The sequence below is a fragment of the Streptomyces sp. NPDC036764 genome, from assembly GCF_055609385.1.
Window position 1 is genome coordinate 106,484 of the sequence record NZ_JBVJPT010000004.1, and the last position, 19,008, is coordinate 125,491.

The 19,008-nt window shown below is 72.6% G+C and carries 16 protein-coding genes; 5 read left to right on the forward strand and 11 right to left on the reverse strand.

What is annotated here, in order from left to right; translation table 11 throughout:
• Positions 1–13: 13 nt before the first annotated feature.
• From ACZ69Q_RS18670 to pgfA, 8 genes are all read right to left on the reverse strand, one after another.
• A complete protein-coding gene (locus tag ACZ69Q_RS18670) occupies positions 14–778 on the reverse strand; it encodes a class I SAM-dependent methyltransferase (protein ID WP_471042896.1) in 765 nt (254 codons plus the stop codon).
• Positions 775–2,178: a condensation protein gene (locus ACZ69Q_RS18675; RefSeq protein WP_471042898.1), complete on the reverse strand. Its 1,404-nt coding sequence runs from the start codon at positions 2,176–2,178 to the stop codon at positions 775–777. The genes ACZ69Q_RS18670 and ACZ69Q_RS18675 overlap by 4 nt, the downstream gene beginning before the upstream one ends.
• Entirely contained in the window at positions 2,175–2,351 is a 177-nt protein-coding gene (locus ACZ69Q_RS18680) for a hypothetical protein (RefSeq protein ID WP_471042900.1), read from the reverse strand. The genes ACZ69Q_RS18675 and ACZ69Q_RS18680 overlap by 4 nt, the downstream gene beginning before the upstream one ends.
• Entirely contained in the window at positions 2,348–2,524 is a 177-nt protein-coding gene (locus ACZ69Q_RS18685) for a hypothetical protein (protein ID WP_471042903.1), read from the reverse strand. Before ACZ69Q_RS18685 ends, ACZ69Q_RS18680 begins: the two co-directional genes overlap by 4 nt.
• Positions 2,521–7,041 (reverse strand): DUF3367 domain-containing protein, encoded by a 4,521-nt coding sequence (locus tag ACZ69Q_RS18690; RefSeq protein ID WP_471042904.1) that lies wholly within the window; start codon positions 7,039–7,041, stop codon positions 2,521–2,523. The genes ACZ69Q_RS18685 and ACZ69Q_RS18690 overlap by 4 nt, the downstream gene beginning before the upstream one ends.
• Positions 7,038–7,763 carry a class I SAM-dependent methyltransferase gene (locus ACZ69Q_RS18695; protein WP_471042906.1) on the reverse strand — a complete coding sequence of 242 codons (726 nt, stop codon included), beginning with the start codon at positions 7,761–7,763 and terminating at the stop codon, positions 7,038–7,040. The genes ACZ69Q_RS18690 and ACZ69Q_RS18695 overlap by 4 nt, the downstream gene beginning before the upstream one ends.
• 115 nt (positions 7,764–7,878) lie before the next feature.
• Positions 7,879–9,039 carry a glycosyltransferase family 4 protein gene (locus ACZ69Q_RS18700; RefSeq protein ID WP_471042908.1) on the reverse strand — a complete coding sequence of 387 codons (1,161 nt, stop codon included), beginning with the start codon at positions 9,037–9,039 and terminating at the stop codon, positions 7,879–7,881.
• A gap of 218 nt (positions 9,040–9,257) precedes the next feature.
• The gene (gene pgfA / locus ACZ69Q_RS18705) at positions 9,258–10,244 is read right to left on the reverse strand and encodes a cell envelope lipid trafficking protein PgfA (RefSeq protein WP_471042911.1); all 987 of its coding nucleotides are present in this window, start codon (positions 10,242–10,244) and stop codon (positions 9,258–9,260) included.
• 288 nt (positions 10,245–10,532) lie between these two features.
• Between pgfA and ACZ69Q_RS18710 the strand changes: the two genes are divergently transcribed.
• Positions 10,533–10,685, forward strand: a complete 153-nt coding sequence (locus ACZ69Q_RS18710; RefSeq protein ID WP_471042914.1) for a hypothetical protein — start codon at positions 10,533–10,535, stop codon at positions 10,683–10,685.
• 2 nt (positions 10,686–10,687) lie between these two features.
• Positions 10,688–11,938 (forward strand): PucR family transcriptional regulator, encoded by a 1,251-nt coding sequence (locus ACZ69Q_RS18715; protein WP_471042916.1) that lies wholly within the window; start codon positions 10,688–10,690, stop codon positions 11,936–11,938.
• A 188-nt stretch (positions 11,939–12,126) separates the two neighbouring features.
• Here ACZ69Q_RS18715 and ACZ69Q_RS18720 read toward each other — a convergent pair whose 3' ends face one another.
• Positions 12,127–12,711, reverse strand: a complete 585-nt coding sequence (locus tag ACZ69Q_RS18720; protein ID WP_471042918.1) for a DUF2269 domain-containing protein — start codon at positions 12,709–12,711, stop codon at positions 12,127–12,129.
• Between the two features lie 364 nt (positions 12,712–13,075).
• On the opposite strand from ACZ69Q_RS18720, the gene ACZ69Q_RS18725 reads away from it, so the two are divergent.
• The gene (locus ACZ69Q_RS18725) at positions 13,076–13,690 is read left to right on the forward strand and encodes a hypothetical protein (RefSeq protein ID WP_471042919.1); all 615 of its coding nucleotides are present in this window, start codon (positions 13,076–13,078) and stop codon (positions 13,688–13,690) included.
• Here the strand turns inward: ACZ69Q_RS18725 and ACZ69Q_RS18730 are convergent.
• Positions 13,578–15,656: a TerD family protein gene (locus tag ACZ69Q_RS18730; protein ID WP_471042921.1), complete on the reverse strand. Its 2,079-nt coding sequence runs from the start codon at positions 15,654–15,656 to the stop codon at positions 13,578–13,580. The two genes, ACZ69Q_RS18725 and ACZ69Q_RS18730, sit on opposite strands and share 113 nt — an antisense overlap.
• Before the next feature lie 263 nt (positions 15,657–15,919).
• Here ACZ69Q_RS18730 and ACZ69Q_RS18735 point away from each other — a divergent pair, with 263 nt between their 5' ends.
• Entirely contained in the window at positions 15,920–16,693 is a 774-nt protein-coding gene (locus ACZ69Q_RS18735; RefSeq protein ID WP_471042923.1) for an IclR family transcriptional regulator, read from the forward strand.
• Entirely contained in the window at positions 16,690–17,538 is an 849-nt protein-coding gene (locus ACZ69Q_RS18740; RefSeq protein WP_471042925.1) for an SMP-30/gluconolactonase/LRE family protein, read from the forward strand. The genes ACZ69Q_RS18735 and ACZ69Q_RS18740 overlap by 4 nt, the downstream gene beginning before the upstream one ends.
• A 37-nt stretch (positions 17,539–17,575) precedes the next feature.
• Here the strand turns inward: ACZ69Q_RS18740 and ACZ69Q_RS18745 are convergent, their stop codons facing one another.
• Positions 17,576–18,976, reverse strand: a complete 1,401-nt coding sequence (locus ACZ69Q_RS18745; protein ID WP_471042928.1) for an NAD(P)/FAD-dependent oxidoreductase — start codon at positions 18,974–18,976, stop codon at positions 17,576–17,578.
• Positions 18,977–19,008 lie beyond the last annotated feature (32 nt).

Below are 19,008 nucleotides of genomic sequence, written 5' to 3' on the forward strand. Positions count from 1 at the left end.
TGGTCCCCGCCCCCTAGGTCCGCCGCGCGTGCAGGAGCAGGATCGACGCGAGCGACGGCCTGGCACAGGCCAGCCGGTCCAGCGGGCGCAGCGCACGCGGTACGCCGTGGAAGGGCGCCCCGGCCAGCCGTACGACCTCGAAGCCGGACGCGGCCACGAACTCCCGCAGCGCACGGGCGGTGTAGAGCCGCAGATGCCCCACGACCTCCCGCCCCGGCCGGCCGTGGATCCCCCGCAGGCTGACCTCCGAGAACACCGGCTGCACCCCGGCCAGCAGCAGGGCCCGGTTGTACCAGGCGGCCAGGTTCGGGGTGGACAGCATCAGATGGCCGCCGGGGCGCAGCACCCGGCGGATCTCGTCCAGGGCTGCGTCCGGGTCGACGAGGTGCTCGATCACCTCGCTGAACAGCACGGCGTCGGCGGAGCCGGTGCGCAACGGCAGCCCGCCGTCGGTGAGTTCACCGCGAACGGCGTACGGGATCCGGGTGCGGGCCCGGCGCAGGGCGTCCTGGGACCAGTCGAGGCCGACGATGCGGTGGCCGGTGAGGAAGGGCGCGGCGGTGGCCGCGGCGGTGCCGTCGCCGCAGCCGATGTCGAGGATCGTGCGGGTCCGTTCCGCGGTCGCCGGGCCCAGCGCCTCGGCGAGCATGCGGGCCTGGCGGCGACTGCGGGGGTTGCCGGAGGCGACGGGGACGGCGGGGTTCTCGTAGAAGTCGCGCAGGTCCTTGGGGGCGGGCGCGGTGGTCGTCGCCGGCCTCGTGGATGCCGGGGGTGTCATGGGCTCACCTCCGTGGTGTGCAGGTAGTGCTCGAACAGGTCCCGCAGATGGGCGCCGTCGCCGTGGCTGAGCAGGGCCCGCGACCAGCGCAGCGCGAGGTGGAGACGGCCGGCCGTGGAGGCGGTGGTGACGGTCAGGCCGCGCGGCATCCGGGCGGGCGCCGAGAACCACACGGCGTGCGCCCGGCCCGCCTCCTCGCCGAAGTCCAGGGCGTAGGGGATACGGCCGATGTTGCTGAGCAGGGTCGTCGAGGTCCAGGGCGCTGCCGCTCTGCGCAGGCCCCGGGTGAGCGCGGCGCGCCAGGAGACCGGGGTGACGGGGGCGGTGAGCAGGGCTGCTCCGTGGCCGAGCTGCGGGCGTGGAAGTGACTTCAGGGCACGGGTCCGGGTGGCCGTGCGGTGCAGCAGGGCCGGCATGTCGGCCGGGGCGTGGGCGGCCAACTCCTCAGGGGCGAAAGGGACTTCGACGAGTCGGGTGCCGTTTCCGATGGGCATGGTGGCGTCCCGGGGACGGTCGTCGACGGGCATGGTGATGCGCAGCGGGCGGGGCCGGTCGCCGTGTTCCCTGTTCCAGTGGGCGATCGTCAGGGCCGTGGTGACCATGAGCTGGTCGTTGACCGTGTACGGGGAGCCCTTGGGGCGGTGCGGGAGGGGGAGCTCGGTGACGAGAAGGCCGTTGCCGGGGGAGGGCTCGGGGGTGCCGGGCGCCACCCGGGCGGGGGGTGACCAGTTGGAGGGGGTCTCCTGAGGCGGCGGTGGGGTCTCGGCCGCACGGACCGGTGCGCCGGCGGGGGAGTTGTCCCGGCCGCCGTAGAGCTCGGCGGCGGTGGCGAGCACGCGCAGGCAGGCGGGGCCGTCGAGGGCGGTGTGGTTGATGGTCAGGAAGAGGACGGTGCCGAGCGCTTCGCCCGGCCTCGGCATCTCCGTCCGCTCCCCGCCCCGCGCCGCACCGCTCTCACCGACGGCGTCCATCGCCTCGCTGCCCTCGACCGGCCCGCCCCGCTGTACGACCTCCAGCCTGATCGGCGGCGACAGGGACAACGGCGGCGCCTGCGTGAGCGCCCGGGTCCGCGCGTCCCTCAACGCGTCCCGCCCCGGCGCCGGAAAGCTGACCACCTCCACGTCCGGCTCCGTCGTCAGCTCCCACTCGTACCGGCGCCGGTACCACCGCCCCGGCGCCTCCCGCATCAGAATCCGGGGATGCCGGCCCAGCGCCTGAGCGAAGGCCGTACGCAACCGTCCCTCGTCCAGCCGCCCCGGCAGATGGACCTCGATATGCACCGTCTCCGGCTCCTCCTCCTGGAGACAGTGCCGGGCGACTTCGTCGACGACGGGGAACGGGATGCGTATCGGCGGCTGCGGCGGGCCTTCGGCGCGTGTGGGCTGGTGGAGTGCGGTCATGAGGCTCGGCCCTTCCCGGAGTCGTCCCTTCCCTCGCCGGCGGTCTCGGTGGGGGGCGCCGCGTCCTTCTTCTGGGGGTGGTGCGGGGCGACTTCGTCCACGACGGGGAACGGGATGCGTATCGGCGGCTGCGGCGGGCCTTCGGCGCGTGCGGGTTGGTGGAGTGCGGTCATGGGGCCTGGCCCTTCCCGGTGTCGTCCCTTCCCTCGCCGGCGGTCTCGGTGGGGGGCGCCGCGTCCTTCTTCTGGGGGTGGTGCGGGGCGACTTCGTCGACGACGGGGAACGGGATGCGTATCGGCGGCCGTAGGGGGCCTTCGGCGCGTGCGGGTTGGTGGAGTGCGGTCATGGGGCCTGGCCCTTCCCGGTGTCGTCCCTTCCCTCGCCGGCGGTCTCGGTGGGGGTCGCCTTGTCCTCGGGACCGGTCGCCCGCAGGCGCGGTTTGCGTGGTGCGATGCGCGCGGTCGGCGGGTCGGGGTCCGGTCCGCCGGGGCCGCGGGCGGAGACGGTCGGCCCGGACTCGGAGACGGGCGGACCGGACTGGGAGGTGGTCGGTCCGGACGCGGGGCGTCGACCGCTCGTACCCGGCTCCCGCTCACCCTCGGGGTCGGTCCCGAGCGGGCTGCGCCCCCGCACCCGATGCGGCAACCGCTGTGCCGGCGCCTCCGGAGCACCGCCCGGAACACCGCCACCGGTACCGGGGCCCGTTGGCGCGCCGGCATAACCGCCGGTGGCCGCAGGCACCCCCGCCGTCCTCTCCCGCACGCCCACGACGCCCGCGAACAGCCCGATCAGTGCCAGTACTTGGGCCGTGTGCCCGAATGCCCCGTCCCCGGTCCCCACCGGCTCCCCGGCCCCGATCGCGGCGGCGACCCCCGCCCCGGCGAGGGCGACGAACGCGAGCGGCACCAGCAGGGCGTGCCTGCGCCATGCCAGCAGCGCCAGTGCCGGCACCAGCAGCGCGAACCAGCCGGCGACGAACACGCCCACCACCGTCACGGCGACCGTGCCGAGCCACAGCCCCGGCAACGGCGGCGCGGCCTGCGGCTCGTCGGTGTTCGGCGCCCGCCGGCGCCACAGCACCAGCCCGGCCAGCAGCGCGACGGCGACCGCGCCGCCGATCAGCCCGGCCTCGTAGGTCACCGCCGGCTCGTACGACAGCTCGACCGTGCCGCCGGCGCCCGCCGGGATGCGCCAGCCCTGCTGCCAGCCGTCCAGCCGGACCGGCGTGAGTTCCTTGCCGTTCAGACTGGCGTGCCAGCCGTCGTTGAAGTTCTCGTACATCGTCAGATAGCTCGCCGCGCCCGTGCCCACGGTCACCGCGCGCCGGTCGCCGAGCCAGTCCCGTATCCCGAGGTCGCGTGCCGCGGTCGTGGCCTCGGCGACCGTGCCGCGGGTCAGCGTCACCTCGGACAGCGCGAGCGGCCCGCCGTCCCCGGCCTCCACCCGGTGCTCCCCGGACGTCAGCCGCAACTCGGCGTCCTCGCGGCCCTGTTGGCAGAGCGTCACCTCCACCTGGCGCCGTTCGACCAGATCCCCCACGGTCCCGCGCACGCTCGTCCGGTACAGCTCCCCGTCCACCGAGACGACCGGCCCCTTGCCGCACGGCAGCGAGAACGGCCGGGAGTCCTTCGGCTGCGGGGTCCGGTACTGGTCGAGGGCCGGGACGTAGGCCTCCGTGAGGCCGACGGGCAGTTGCAGGTCCTCGTCCACGACCGGGTTGTAGAGGGTGAGCGGGGCGGTCTTCGTGATGGTGATGTCCAGGCGGTCGGTGGTGATCGGCGGGAAGCGGACGTTGCCGTTCTCGTCGACGCCCGCGATCGCCGCGCCGTCCGGGGAGCTGATGTGGACCTCGGTGGGCCGGGTGGAGAGCCCGCCGGCCGGCGCCAGCACGATCTCCCCGACCGCCTGCTTACCGGGCCAGCGCAGATGGATCGTCGGCCGGTCGCCGGCGATCCACGCCGTGGTCAGGTCGCCGTCGGTCAGGTTGCGCGGCGACAGCCCCGCCCCCAGCCCGGCCGTGGAGTCGGCGGTCGCGACGATCCGGTTGCGCTGGTCCGGCGCCACCTCGTACAGCAGCTCGTCCAGCTCCTCGCCGGCGACCGGCAGCGCGCTCGCCCGCACCTCGTACGTCCCCGCGCCGGCGGTGCTGAAGCGCCGGTGCAGGCCCGCCTCCGTGCCGGTCGCCGACAGGCCGGTCGGGTCGGCCGCACGGGACAGCGAGACGATCTCGGCGGCGGCCGCGGATTCCTCGGCGTCCGTCGGCAGCCGCAGCAGCCGGGTCACAGTCACGTCCGGCAGGGCGATCTCGGAGAAGCCCGCGCCGGTCAGCCCCGCATGCCGGGCCACCGAGTCCGTGATCGTCAGCTTCATCCAACGCGTCGCGCCCGCAGGTGCCTTGACGCTCTGGGCCGTACCGTCCGGCCGCAGGAAACTGCTCACCGCCCCCTTCTCCGTCTCCACCCGCACCCGCGTCGCCGCCGCCCGCACCGCCTCCTGCGGCAGCGGCGTCACCTTGAACGACGACGGCATGTCGTACGACCCGCCCGCGAAGGCGATCCGCAGCCACTCACCGTCCGGCGAGCCCTCCGAACCCTCGGCCCACGCCGTGTCCGGGTTCCCGTCGAAGGCGTTCACCGGGTCGAACTGCGGCAGATGGAAGAGCCAACTGCCGTACGAGGACGCCGTCACCGACTGTGCCCCGCGCAGCTCGGCCACGGTCTGGTGGCCGGCGCCGGTGGTGGGCAGGATCTGGTGCGGCTTCTCGCCCGCGTCCTGCGCGGCGTCCGGCGCGTTGCGCTCGTCGCGGGTGTACGTGTACGAGGTGTTGGCGTTGACCAGCCCGAACCGGGTGTCCGCGCGCCGCAGCCCGTCGCCCGTCACCTGCACCTGCGGTGAGCCGAGCCCCGGGTGGTTGTCACCGGTCAGCACGCTCGCCCGGCCCCGCAGTCGGGACGCCAGCGGCAGCAGCGCCTCAGGGCCGCCGGAGACGACGGCGGTGTCGGCGACCGGCTGCAGCCCGGCCTGGTGCGGACGCGGCACGTCCTCACCGGCCGGCCGGTAGATCTCCACCGCGCGCCGCTGCGGATACAGCCCCTCCACCTGGAGCGGGGTGTCCTCGGCGATCCGCCCGCCGGTCATCACCGGCCCGATGCCGGTCACCCGCTGGTACCCGGACTGCTCCAGGGCCCGCTTCACCGTCGTGGTCGGGACCGAGCCGATCTGATCGGGGTCGAGGTCGTTGCGGACGACGACGTAGTACACGCCCGCCCGGCTCAGGAAGTCGGCGAGCCCCGGCACCTCGCCCCCGCTCATCAGCGCCTGCTCGACGGCGTCCATCGCACGCCGGTTGCCGGGGGTGCCGAAGGGGACGTAGTCCCGCTGCGCCCAGCGCGAGTCGGCGAGGACGTCGAGGGGCTGGTCGATGGTCGAGCCCCAGGTGTAGATGCCGTGCGCGGTCGCCGGGACGACGAGGGCACGGGCGTCGGGGGAGTACTTCTCCATCCAGTCGGCCGTGCTCTGCCAGTACTTGGGGATCTCCTTGAAGGAGCCCGGGCTGAGGAGAGAGCCGTTGAGATACGGCCACAGCAGACCCGGCAGCACCAGCACGGCCGCGATCAGCGGGGCGAACCGCCGCCCCGGCACCGGACGTGCCCCGCGCGCCTGGGCCGCCACGCCCACCAGATGGGCGAGGCCCAGCACCAGCGCCAGGGCCAGCCCCGTCTGGAACTTGTAGATGTTGCGGAAGGGGACCAGCCAGCCGTTCAGCCAGTCCTGCACCACCCCGTGGAAGGGCGCGCCGAACGCGCCGCCGTACCCGGCGAGCAGGACCAGCGCCACGCTCACCACGGTCAGCACCAGCCAGCGCCGCTCCGGCATGTCCCGCCGGGCCAGGCCCGCGAGCCCCAGCCCGGCGGCGAGCGCCGAGCAGACGATCACGACGACGGACGCGGCGACGGTCCAGCCGGCCGGCAGCCAGGCCTCACCGAAGTGCAGATAGGCGACCCAGTTGCCGCCGCCGCGCAGCGCCTCCGTCGCCGACATGGTCTCGGTCGTGGTCTGCGAACTCTCCACGTAGGGAAGGAAGTTCTCCCCGTACGTGCCGAGCAGCAGCAGCGGGACCACCCACCAGGCGGTCGCCAGGATCACCCCCGGCACCCACCAGCCGATCAGCTTGCGCTGCCGTGGCCCCGGCGGACGGGACAGCAGATACAGGCCGACGGGCAGCAGCGAGGCCAGCGTCGAGGCCGCGTTGACGCCGCCCATGAACGGGATGACCAGCGCCGACCGCAGCGCGGCGACCCGCGCCGTGTACCGCTCGTTCGTCAGCGGCAGCAGCACCCACGGCAGGAACGCACCCGGCAGCGCGGCGGCGGACGTCGACCCGATGACGATGGTGAAGACCGGCCACAGCGCATACGCGAAGGCCGCCACCAGACGCGAGCCGCCACTGCCCACCCGCAGCCGCTCCGCCAGCCGCAGCGCGCCCCAGAAGGCGACCGACACGATCAGCGACATCCACAGCCGCTCCGCCATCCACACCGGCAGCCGTACGAGATCGGTCAGCCAGTAGAACGGCAGCATCGGCCACAGATAGCCCGCGTACTGGTCCTGGATCCCGCCGAAACCGCCCTCGTCGTGCCACAACTGCCCGAGGTCGGCGAGGAACTGCCCCGGGTCGACGGTCACACCCAGCTTGGTGTCGAAGGTCTGCCGCCCCGGCTGCACCGCGAGGAACAGCACGAACACCACGGCCCAGAACCCCAGCAGCCAGCGCCGCGACCGCGGACCCTCGGGCGGGCCCGAGGCGGGCGCGGAGGCGGGTACGGCCGCCGGGGGAGGAGCCTGGACCGTGGTCGTCGTCATGGTGGACACCGCCTGAGGATGAGGAGGAGGTTCCAGGTGGCGAACTCGCGGATGCCGGGCACCTTCACCACGGTCTCCGCGAGGAACGGCCAGTAGCGGGAGCGCGCCGCGACGACCGCCACGTCGTCGCGGGCGCGGACCTGCCGCAGGGTGGCGCCGATGTGCACGGCGAAGAGGTTCTCGCCGAGGGTGTGCTTGGCGGCCCGCCCGGTACGCCGGCGATAGCGGGCTCGGGCCCGCTCGGCGCCGAAGTAGTGCCAGGGGGCCCACTCATGGCCGCCCCAGGGGGACAGCCAGTTGGTGAACGACACGTAGATCAGCCCGCCGGGCCGGGTCACCCGGGCCAGCTCACTGAGGAAGGTCTGCGGATCGGCCACATGCTCCAGCACATTGGAGGAGAAGGTGACATCGGCGACGCCGTCCTGGAGGGGCAGCAGATACCCGTCGGCGACGACGGCCCCCTCGGGCGGCTTCTCGCCGAGTTCGCGCAGGTCGGGCTCGAAGAGGTAGGCGTAGGCGCCCCGCTGTCGGAACTCCTCGGTGAAGTACCCACCGCCGCCGCCGACATCGACGACGACTCGCCCGGCGACGGACCCGTCGTAGGCCTCGACCTGATCGACGGCGTCGCGGGCGAGCAGCGAATAGCAGGCTTCGGGATCGTCCTGCTCATGCAGGAAGGCCCGGAAAAGAGCGAGGGAGCGCCCAAGAGACGGATCCTTCATACGCCGGTCCGGTGGTGTGCCCTTAAAGGGGCGCGGGGCTGTTGTCGATTTGCGGCTACCGCCGCGTGGGCGCGCCAAGCCCCCACGAACCGGCACCCGCGACACGGCCCAACCCCTACGGCGCATAGGCGTCATGTCCCCTCACCGCCTCCCCGGCGACCGCCAGGAACTGCCTCACCGTCCGATCCCACCGATACCGCGCCGCCCGGTCCCGCGCCGCCTTGCCCATCAGCTCCCGGCGATGGCCCGACAGGGCGAGCGTGCACCAGGCAGCCGCGAACGACGACTCGCCCTGCGCCAGCACCCCGGTCTCCCCGTCCACGACGGAATCCCGCAGCCCCGGCACATCGAAGGCGACGGTCGGCGTCTTCCGGGTCGCGGCCTCGGTGACGACGAGCCCCCACCCCTCGATCGCGGACGGATGCAGCAACAGCCACGCCGCACACAGCAGCCGGTGCTTCTCCGCCTCGGAGACGTGCCCCGTGAACTCGACGCCCGGACCCGCGAGCGCCTGCAACCTGCCGCGCTCGGGCCCGTCCCCGACGATGAGGAGCCGGCCGCCGGTGACCGGCCGCACCCGCTCCCACAACCGCAGCAGCAGATCGATCCGCTTGTACTCCACCAGCCGCCCGACGGCCACGAACAGCGGCTCCGGCGAGCGGTCGTCCAGGGGGCCCGGTTCCTCGACCCCGTTGTGCACGACACGAATACGGTCCCGTTCGACCCCGATCGCCCGCAGCGCGTGCGCGGTCGACGGCGACACGGCGACCAGCAGACCCTGCTGCTGCGCACCGGTCAGCGCCCAGTGCTCCAGTCTTCGCCCGAGCCGTGCGGCAGGCGCCAGCGGCCCGCCGAACCGCATCTGCCACAGATCGGTGTGCACATGGTTGACCAGGCACAGTGTGGGTCCGCGATGCCACAGGGGGGCGAAGTACGGCATTCCGTTGCAGACCTCGACCAGCAGATCGCAGTCCCCGACCTGACGGGTGAACGCGGATCTGGCGCGCAGGTAGTGACCGTACGAGCCGCCCGCGGAGACGACCCGGTAGTCGCGGTAGGCGGCAGGGCCTCCGCACAGCAGGGTGACCTGGTGGCCGAGCCGGGTGAGGCCGTCGGCGAGGCGGTCGACCAGCAGCTCGGAGCCGCCGGCGGATCGGTTGCCCAGGTCACGGTGGGCGAGAAAAACGATTCGGCGCGGTTGTGGGGGGTGCGCCGGAGAGTGTTGCGATGCCCAGGGGAGAGTGGCATGCAACGGGGAGGGCACGTGCTGGGGCATGGGTGCTCCAACTCGTCTCAGGGTGCGGAACTCAGCGTGGGGGAGGGAGGGTTTGGGTTCCTGTGGGGGGAATCGAAGGTTTTCAGGCGTCTTACGGTCGTTGTACGTGGGGTGTGGACAGGCTGTGTCCGGGTGGGGTTGGACAGTTTTCGCCCAGCGGATCCCCACGGCTACTCACCGACGTGACAATTTCCGGCTTTATTAGAGCTGACGTCACGTCACATTGTGAGTGATGGCTGGGGCATCTCGACCGTGCCCGGCGCTTCCGGGCGCTTTCGCCCGCGTGCCACCAAAACCCCGCCCACCACCGCAAGCGCGAATCCCGCCACAGCGGCCCCGATCGGCAACGTCGTTCCCACGAGCCGCAGTTGATCGGTGTCCTGCCGCGCCTGCCGTACGGCCTCCTTCTGCGTGGCCGTCGTGAACGCGATCTTCTCGCTGTCCAGCAGCACCGCCGCGTCCTTGTCGCCGCCGGGCGCCCGCAGCGTGCGGCGCGGGCCGGTCTGCGCGTAGATCACCCGGCCGGTGCGCTGGTCCACCACCAGCACGAACCCGTGGTTGGAGTACCACTCCTCCGCCAGCACCTGCGGCCGGTTCGGCTGGTCGACGATGCTTCCGGGGACGAGCCGGGTGCCGACCTTGCGGGGCGCGACCGTGGCGGTGAACCGGTAGCCCGTGTACCCCTGGATCTTCTCGGTGCCGTCGTAGCGCATGGTCACCGTCGTGCCGCCGGTGTTGTCCCACCACTGGTAGGAGCGTTTCTGCACGTCGAAGGGGAACTTCAGATAGGCCTCGCCCTCGATGTACGGCTTCTCGCCGCAGCAGTGCACCGGCCTGGTGGTCGTGCGGTCCATCACCCAGCGGTGCGGGGTGTAGTCCAGCGCGTCGTGCGGGTCCGCGGCCGGCAGCGACTTGTCGGTGTCGACGGTGGTGATCACGTCCCAGACGGCGTTGCCGCTGCGCTCGCTCGCCGCCACGTCGCCCCGCACCCGCTGGGTGACGGTGATCCGCTGGTCGGGCACGGTCTCGATCTTGTCGGTGTCGAAGACACTCCCGGTGCCCTTGTAAACGGCGGTGGTGTCGATGTCGATGGGGTTCACGGCGGCGCGCGGGGTGACGTACCAGGCCAGCATCGGCGCCAGTACCAGCAAAAACGTGCCGAGGCCCAGCAGGATCAACGAGAGAGGTGAGGCTGTACGGCGCATCCGGCACTCCTGGGGGTTGACGCACGGTCGATGCTCGGTCGATGCCTGGCCGTTCTTGGGCCGGGAACCGTAGGCGTCCATTGACGGAGTGTCAATGTCTTGACGCGCTGTCACGGCTTGTCGAGACTGGGCCGACAGGCAGGGGTCTGGATCGGGCAAGTGACACCGGGTTGGGGAAAACCACCGGGACCACCGGGACCACCGGGACCGCCGGGACCGCCGGGACCTTCGGGTTCTCCGGAACCGTCGGGACTTTCGGGACCTTCGGACAGGAAGGCTGACCCTGCGATGTCCAGACTGCTCGCCGCCGGGCTGACCGTCGCGCTCGCCGCCGTCCTCGCGGTGGGAGCCGCGCTCGGCGTCGTCGCGCTGCTCGAAGCGACGCCCGACCAGCCGAACACTCCCCTGATCACCTACGAGCAAGCGGGCCAGGGGAGTTGACCGTGGCCGCCACCCGCTCCACCGCCTCGTCCGCAGCCGTCACCCGCTCGGCCTGGCATGACGTACCCCGCTTCCAGGTCCGTCGTTTCGCGGAGCTGGCCATGGCGGACGCCCCCGCCCTCGCCGAGGAGATCCTGCGCGAGATCAGGCGCGAGTACCCGCATCTGCCGGTCGTCCTCAACGAGTCGGGCGAGCCGATGGCCCTGGTCGGCATACGGCGCGCGATCGAGGTCTTCGTCCAGCACCTGGAGACGTCGGAGGGCCGCCCGAGCGTTCCCCCGGGCGTCTTCCAGGAGTTCGGCCGAGGCGAGGGCCTGAACGGCAGGTCCCTCGACTCCCTGCAGGCGATCTACCGGATGGGCGTACGGCTGGCCTGGCGCCGTTTCGCCGAGATCGGCCAGCGCGTCGAGATCCCGCCGCCCGCGATGTACGAGCTGGTGGACGCCGGTTACGAGTATCTCGACGGCCTCGTCGACCAGTCGGTGCGCGGCTACGCCGAGGCGGCGGCGCGCCAGGCGGGGGAGCGGCTGCGTCTGCAGCGCCGGCTGATGGAACTGCTGCTGGCCGAACACCACCGGGGCGATCCCGCGGACGCCCTCTCCGAGCGGGCGGCCCGGATCGGCTGGCCGCTGCCCGAGAAGGTCGCGGTGGGCGTGCTGCTGCGGCCGGCGCGCGAGGCGGTGGCTCCCGCCGTGGGGCAGGGGGTGCTGCTGGACCTGGAGTACGAGCAGCCGCGCATGGTCGTCCCCGAACCGGACGCCGCCGGCCGCCCCGAACTCCTGCACCGGGCCCTGTGCGGCTGGTCCGGGGCGATCGGCCCCCCGGTCCCCCTCTCCGACGCGGCGAAGTCGCTGCGCTGGGCCGAGGCAGCGGTCCATCTGATGGAACGGCGGCTGCTGCCGGCCGGGGAGGTCCTGTACTGCACCGAGCACACGGAGGCGCTGGTGCTCCTGCAGCCCGAGGAGCTCATCGACGACCTGGCGGTCAGGTGTCTCGCGCCGCTGGAGCAGTGCGGGCCCACGCACGGGCGGCGGCTGGCGGAGACGTTGCTGGCATGGCTGGAGACCAGGGGCGGGGCGCCGGAGGTGGCGGCCCGCCTGGGGGTGCATCCCCAGACGGTCCGCTATCGGCTGCGGCAGATCCGGGAGCTGTGGGGCGAGGAGATGGACGACCCGGACCGGCGGTTCGAGCTGGAACTGGTGCTGCGGGCACAGCGGTTGAAGGGGGCGCTGGGCGAGACGCGCCGGCCGTGAACGCGGGCGTGGCCTCTCCCCGGGGCGACCTCTTGCACCGACTTCGGACTACCTCTCGCTCGCCGCCGGCAACGCCCCGCAGCGCGGCGCGGTCCGCGCACGGCACTCGCGCGGTCAGCGCGCCGTCGCCGTGGAAGGAGCCGGCCGCCGAACCGGCGCCGCACGGCGTCGTCGTCGCCCAGGGCCGGTCAGGCCGCCTGACGGGCGGGCCCGGTGTTGTCGACCCGTCGGCGGGTGGACGCGGCGCGCAGCCTGCGCCCCCGCTTCGTCAGCCCCCAGGGCTTGAGGATCGAGATCACCGTCATGAAGACGTACGCGGACAGCGACACGATCGGTCCGAACAGGACGTCACCGGCGTCGGGCAGCGGCCCGCCCGCGGCTACGGCGGCGACCGCGGAGTTCACGCCGGGGCGCAGGGCGAAGACGGTGGCGGTGGTCGTGGCGAGGGTCATCCAGAACTTGACGTAGACCCAGCGGTGCCGCGCCAGACCCCACTGAGTGCCCAGCGACAGCACGACCCCGCTGACCAGCGTGAGGAAGGCGACCGGCAGCAGCAGCCAGTCGGCGAACAGCTTCATCGCCCGCACCGACGCCTCCACGGTCACCGCGGACCCGGTGCCGGCCGCGGTGATCCCGAGCGCGAGCAGCCCGAGCGAGAGCCCGACCCAGCTCGCGGAGGCGACGACATGGACGACGAGGGCAGCCCGGCGCGCGGGCCGGCTCAGCCTCCTGGCCGAGGCGGACGACTGGTTCTTCGAGGACGTGGAAGGCATGGACATCACGGTGCCGGGCACGGGCGGCGAGCACGTCTGACAGCGGGAGTAACCCCGCGTACTGAGGTCGGCGTACCCGCCACGCCTGCGCCTGCTCCGCGAGCCGGTCGGAGGCCCCCGCCTGCCTTCTCCGCGAGCCGGTCGGAGGCCCCCGCCTGCCTTCTCCGCGAGCCGGTCGGAGGCCCCCGCCTGCCTTCTCCGCGAGCCGGTCGGAGGCCCCCCGCCCGCCCTCTCCGCGAGCCGGTCGGAGGCCAGCCCCCCGGCCTGCTCCGCGAGCCGGTCGGCACCGATGATTTCCGGCCGCGCCCGCGGTCATCACCACTGACCCCGATCCCCCGTTGCGCCACAAGGCAGGAGGCCCCCGATGCGCCAACCGACACCCCACCCCGCCCTGCGCCGACTGGACGCCATGGTCGGCGTGTGGGACCTGTGGGCCGCCGGCCGTACCGTCGGCCCGATCCGCACGGAGTTCGCCTGGACGGAGGGCGGCGCCTTCCTGGCCCAGCGCGCGGACATCGGCCCCGACGCGTCCCTCCCCGGAGCCTGGGCCCAGAACGCCCCCTTCCCCACCCTCGCCCTGATCGGCTACGACGACACGTCCGACGAATTCACCGTCCTGTACGCCGACGGCCGTGCCGTAGCCCGCGTCTACCAGGGCACCATGACCGACCGAACCTGGCTCCAATGGCGCACGGCCCCCGGCTTCCACCAACGCCTCACCGCCACCGTCAGCCCCGACGGCAACACGATCGAGGGCACCTGGGAACAGTCCCCCGACGGGGAGCGCTGGACGACGGACTTCGACGTGAGGTACGTCCGGGCCGGGGGGGGCGGGCGACTGAAGGGCCACCGACCACCCCACGGCGTCACCCCGCGTCGGCGGTCTCCTTCGCCGCCGTTCGTCGCGGTGCGGGTCGGTCCAGGTGCACCACCACCGTCGTGTAGAAGCGCTGCACCGCTTCATCCACGCTGCGGATGAACCCGGACTCGGCATTGCCGCGGGTGCTGCCCATGCCCTTGAAGAGGGAGAGGCGGAAGCCGGTGATCCGGGTCGCTGTGTTCTTGGGGAGCAGGTCCGCCGGTTCGGGGCGCAGGCGTTCCAGGGTGCCGCGAGGGCCCCCGGTCTCAGCCTCGACCAGGGTCTCGACGTGAAGATCGGCGGGGGCTTCGGCAAGGCGGCGGACGAGGCGCTTGACCCAGGTGAGCGGATAGCCCTGGTCCGGAGCCGGGATCCCCACGGACGTGCGGAGCTTTCCGGTGCGCAGGTCGGCACTGACGGCCAGGACACCGGTGGTGCCCTCGATGCGCAGCTCCGCCTCAAGCCTGCCGTCCAGACACAACTGATCGGCCAGTAGAGCTCTACGGGCTCCGGGATCGGTGCCGCGCTTGGCGCGTTGGACGGGGAGAACCTTCTGGCCCAGCTCGCCGCCCATCCGGAGGCACACCTGACGGATCAGGCGCTCCCAGCTCTCGACGACTTCCAGAGCGCGCGGGTCGCCCTGGCACAGGGTCTCGTCGTCGATGCCGTTGCGCACGGGGACCCATGCCGCGCCCATGTTCTGGAAGCCGTGGCAGCCGGAGTTCTCGTGCTGGAGGTAGTGCAGCAGCTCGTGGAGCAGCCAGGCGTGCGCCGCGTTGCCGACCCCCTCGTGGCGGATCAGCATCTGTGCCTGGTGGGCGACTTCGGCCCAGGACAGATGCCAGAGAGCCACCTTGTGCTTCCGTCGCCCGTCGATCTTGACGTCGACGAGCGGGCGGCCCTCCAGCGCGACGTCGTTCGACAGCGTGATCACTGCCTCGTAGCCGCGCCGTGCGGCGATGTCCATGTACGCCTGGACCTGATCGGCCTTGAGGGAGTTGCCGTTGGTCTTGGTCTCCACCAGTGCCGTCCACAACTTGCCGGCCCGTTCCACGCGGATCACTCCGTCGGGGCGGCGTGGTGTGTCGCCGTGCGGCAGCGAGACCTCGGTGAACGTCTCCGTACGGCCCGACGGGGCGCCGAATGCGGCCGTGAGCCGCCTGCCGAACTCCGGCACCTGCGCCATCACCGACAGCAGCACAGAGGTGGCGCGCATCTCCCGGTCACGGTCGCTCTTGAGGACGGAGACCGGGAAGAGCCTGGCCTCCTTCCACGACTCGTTCTCCGCCAGCGACTTCCTGGTGACCTTGGGCAGCGTGACCTTCTTCTTCGCCGTACGCGGCCGCCCTGCCGCAGTCGCCGTCCGCTTCGCCGGCTCGGTCTCGGCGGTGTCCGGCCGGCGTGGGGCCGGGACCGCCTCCAGCGTCGCGGCCCCGGCGGCCGGGGTCATGGGATCCGGCTGCCCGCTGCCGTTCGCCGAGCCCGGCACCTCCATCACTTCCACCGCAGACGCTGCCTCCGCCTCGGCCTGCGCCTCCACCTCCGCGGCGTCGTCCTCGATGTCGACGCCGAAGTCCGTGGCCAGACCGGCCAGGCCGCTGTCGTAGCCCTGGCCCACAGCACGGAACTTCCACTCCTCCCCGCGCCGGTACAGCTCCCCGAAGATGATCGCGCTCACCGTGTCGACGTCGGCGATGACGAACCTGAGGAGGCTCTCGCCGGCCGCGTCGGCCAGCTTCACCTGCACGTTCTCAAGCTCGCCGAAGCGGGCTTCGCCGTATCGGCTGGCGGCCACGACGATCCGCTCGACCTCGGGCGGGACCGCCGTGAGATCGAAGCAGATGCGGTCCTCGTTGCCGTCCTCCGTCGGAGTCTTGCCCAGCAGTTGCACACTGCCGTCGGCGGCCACGGCGTTGTTGTAGAAGTAGAAGTCCCCGTCGCTGCGGACCTTGCCTTTGTCGTCCAGCAGCAGGACGGACACGTCGGCGTCGCCCTCACCGGTCGGGCTGACCCAGCCCAGGCTGACGATCACCGTGCCGACGTCTTCGCTCAGGGCCGTCAGTGCCACATTCGAGCCCTTGATCATTTCCCGCACAAAATCCCCCCAGATCGCTCACCCGGGGGCATGCGTCAGCGATTCCCCCCAGGTGCCTCCCCGTGCGGCAGATGTGACGTGCCGCACATGGGCAACGGTACTGGCCATCTATCGCGTCCGAGGAGCTTTCGGGCCGGTCCGCGCAGGGCCATTGCCGGGGTAAACGGACTTTGAGTAGCCTGTGTTCGTTATCCCGATCGGCTGTTGAAATATCGAACGCAGCCACACTGACCACCCAAGGGAGGGGGCCGGACGTGGGACGCCTCGTACCAGCCGTGACGCGGGCTCTGGACATTCTCGAGCTCTTCCTCGACGGGGACGGCACGCTCTCCGCCCCCGACATCGTGCGCAAGCTCCAGCTTCCGCGCACCACCGTGCACGAGCTCGTCACCACGCTCGCAGCTCGGTCGTACATCGTCCAGGTTCCGGGTCAGCCGGGACGGTACCGGCTGGGCGTACGGCCGTACCAGCTCGGGAGCCGATATGCCGAGCAGCTCGACCTCGCGGCCGAGGGGCAGCAGGTCGCGCGGTCCGTCGCCGAGACCTGCGACGAGACCGTGCACGTGGCCATCCTCGAGGGCACCGACGTCATCTACATCGCCAAGGTCGACTCCACGCACGCGGTGCGCATGGTGTCCGCCGCCGGACGCCGGCTGCCCGCGCACTGCACGTCCGTCGGCAAGATGCTGCTGGCCTCGCTTCCCGAGCCGGAGCTCAGCTCCCGTATCCCCGACGGGGCCGAGCTCGTCGCCATGACACCCAACAGCATCACCGAACCCGGCGCCCTGCGCGAGGCCCTCGCCTCGATCCGGCAGCGCGGCATCGCCGTGGAGAGCCGGGAGTCCAACCCGGACGTCTCGTGCGTGGCCGCGCCCGTGCGGGACCGCACCGGGCAGGTCGTCGCCGCCCTCTCCATCTCCGTCCCCATGATCCGCTGGAGCGACGAGCGCCGCGCCGAGCTGGAGCAGCTCGCCGCCAAGGGCGCCGCCGAGCTGTCGGAGCGCCTCGGCCACCGGAGCGTGGCGTGAGCGCGCGCTACGAGGTCGCGGTCCGGGCGGAGGCGGAGCTCGGTGAGGGCCCGACCTGGGACGCGAGCAGCGGGCGGCTGCTGTGGATCGACATCCTGGGGGCGCGGATCCACACCTACGATCCCGCCTCCGGGCGGCGGACCGTCCGCACGACCCCGCAGCACGTCGGCGCCGTCAAACCCCGTGTCGGCGGCGGGCTCGTCCTCAACCTCCGTGACGGCGTCGGACTGCTCGACCCGGACGACAGCTTCCGCTGGCTGCACCACGAGCCCGTCCCCGACCGCCGCGCCAACGACGCCGCCGTCGCCCCCGACGGCTCCCTGTGGGCGGGCACCATGCGCTACGACGAGGCCCCCGGCGGCGGCAGCCTGTCCCGCTTCACCGGTGACGGTTCGGTCGACCTCGTCCTCGACGACGTGGCGGTCAGCAACGGCACGGGCTGGAGCCCCGACGGCAGCCTCATGTACTACGTCGACTCGCCCACCCGGCGCATCGACGTCTTCGACCACGCGGACGGCGGTGTCGGAGGCCGCCGGCCGTTCGTCGAGATCGAGGACGGCGCCGGGTTCCCCGACGGACTGACGGTGGACGCCGACGGGTGCGTGTGGGTGGCCCTGTGGGACGGCTCCGCGGTACGCCGTTACACGCCGGCCGGTGACCTGGACCGGGTCATCGAGCTTCCGGTGCCCCGGGTGACCGCGTGCGCGTTCGCCGGGCCCGACCTGAGCGACCTGTACATCACCACGGCCCGCGTCGGACTCTCCTCCCCGCTCCCGCTGTCGGGCTCGCTGCTCGTGGTCCCGGGTGCGGGGAAGGGGCTGGCGCAGCCCGCCTTCGCCGGCTGACGAACGAGGCGCGGACGGGTGCCGGTGGCGGTGCCCGTCAGCTTCCCGTCCGGTCCAGCTCCCGCAGGATCTCCCGCTCCTCCTTCGTCAGCGGCGCACCCACCGCCGGCGGCAGCGGCGGCCCGCTCAGCGTCGCCAGCACCGTCGACGGACGCAGCAGCCGCGTCGGCCCCGTCGTCATGCTCGTCACGTCCCACACGGCCGACGCCGCCGTGTAGGAGGCGGTCGCCGTGCGGATCATGCGGCGGGTGTACGCGGTGACCAGGCGGTCCGCGAACCCGGGCGAGCCGCCCCGGGTGCCGGGGAACCAGACGTCCTGGCTCACCGCCATCGTCCACGCCCCCTCCACCGACCGCGCCGCCGCCTTCTGCACCCGCCGGGCGAGGCCTTCCCCGGCCAGGCCCGTGCGTCTCAGCTCCCGGCTCAGCACCTGCGCGCCCATCGCCGCCACCGACATGCCTTGCCCGTACGCCGGGTTGAAGGTGGCGAGCGCGTCGCCGAGGACGACGAAGCGCTCGGGCCAGTGCCGGGTCTTCTCCAGGTACCGCCGGTGGTTGCTGGTGCTGCGGCTGACATGCACGCCGGTGAGCGGTTCGGCGCCGGAGATCAGCCGGCCCACGATGGGGTCCGGCAGGCCGAGGGCGTAACGCAGGAACTCGTCCGGGTCCGACGGCGGTTCACCGCCGCCCCGGGTGCCGGCGAGGCTCACCATCCACCGGTCGCCCTCGATCGGCAGCATCATCCCGCTGCGGCCGGGCCGGCCCAGGTAGGGGTTGGCCTGCACGATGGTCAGGGGGAAGCGGTCGGCGCCCGCGGGAGTGCGGTAGAGGCGGGTGGCGTTCACCAGGCCGGCGTCCACCGTCTTCTCGCGGACGTCCGCAATGCCCAGTCCCGCCAGCCATTTGACGGCCCGTGAGCCGCGTCCGCTCGCGTCCACGACGAAGTCGGCCGGGAGTTCCTCCGTCCCGGCGGCGGTCGCGAGGCGCACCCCGGTGACCCGCTGCCGCGTCCCCGTCAGCTCCAGCGCCTGCGCCCTGCGGATCTCCACCCCGGTGTTGGCCAGCACCGCGGCCCGTATCGCCCAGTCCAGCAGCGCCCGCGTGCTCGTCAGCATCTGCGGCCCGGGATGCCGCCAACGCCGGAACCAGCCCTCGGGGGTGAGGGCGACCATGCCCGTGGCGACCGGGATCTCGTGCGCCCCGGCGGCGAGCAGATGCTTGCGCATGCTCACGCCCGGGACCAGGTCCTCCATCGCGGCCAGGCCGCCGGCCATCAGCAGATGCGCGTGCCGTCCCTGCGGCAGGCCCTTGCGGTGCTCCGGCCCGTCGGGCAGCTCGTCCCGGTCGAGTACGACCACCTCGTCCGCGACGGTGGACAGGGCCGCCGCGGCCAACATGCCGGCCAGTCCCGCACCGATGACGACAGCTCTACGCGACATGCGACCCCTCGCACTCAGTGGCCGTGAAGGCC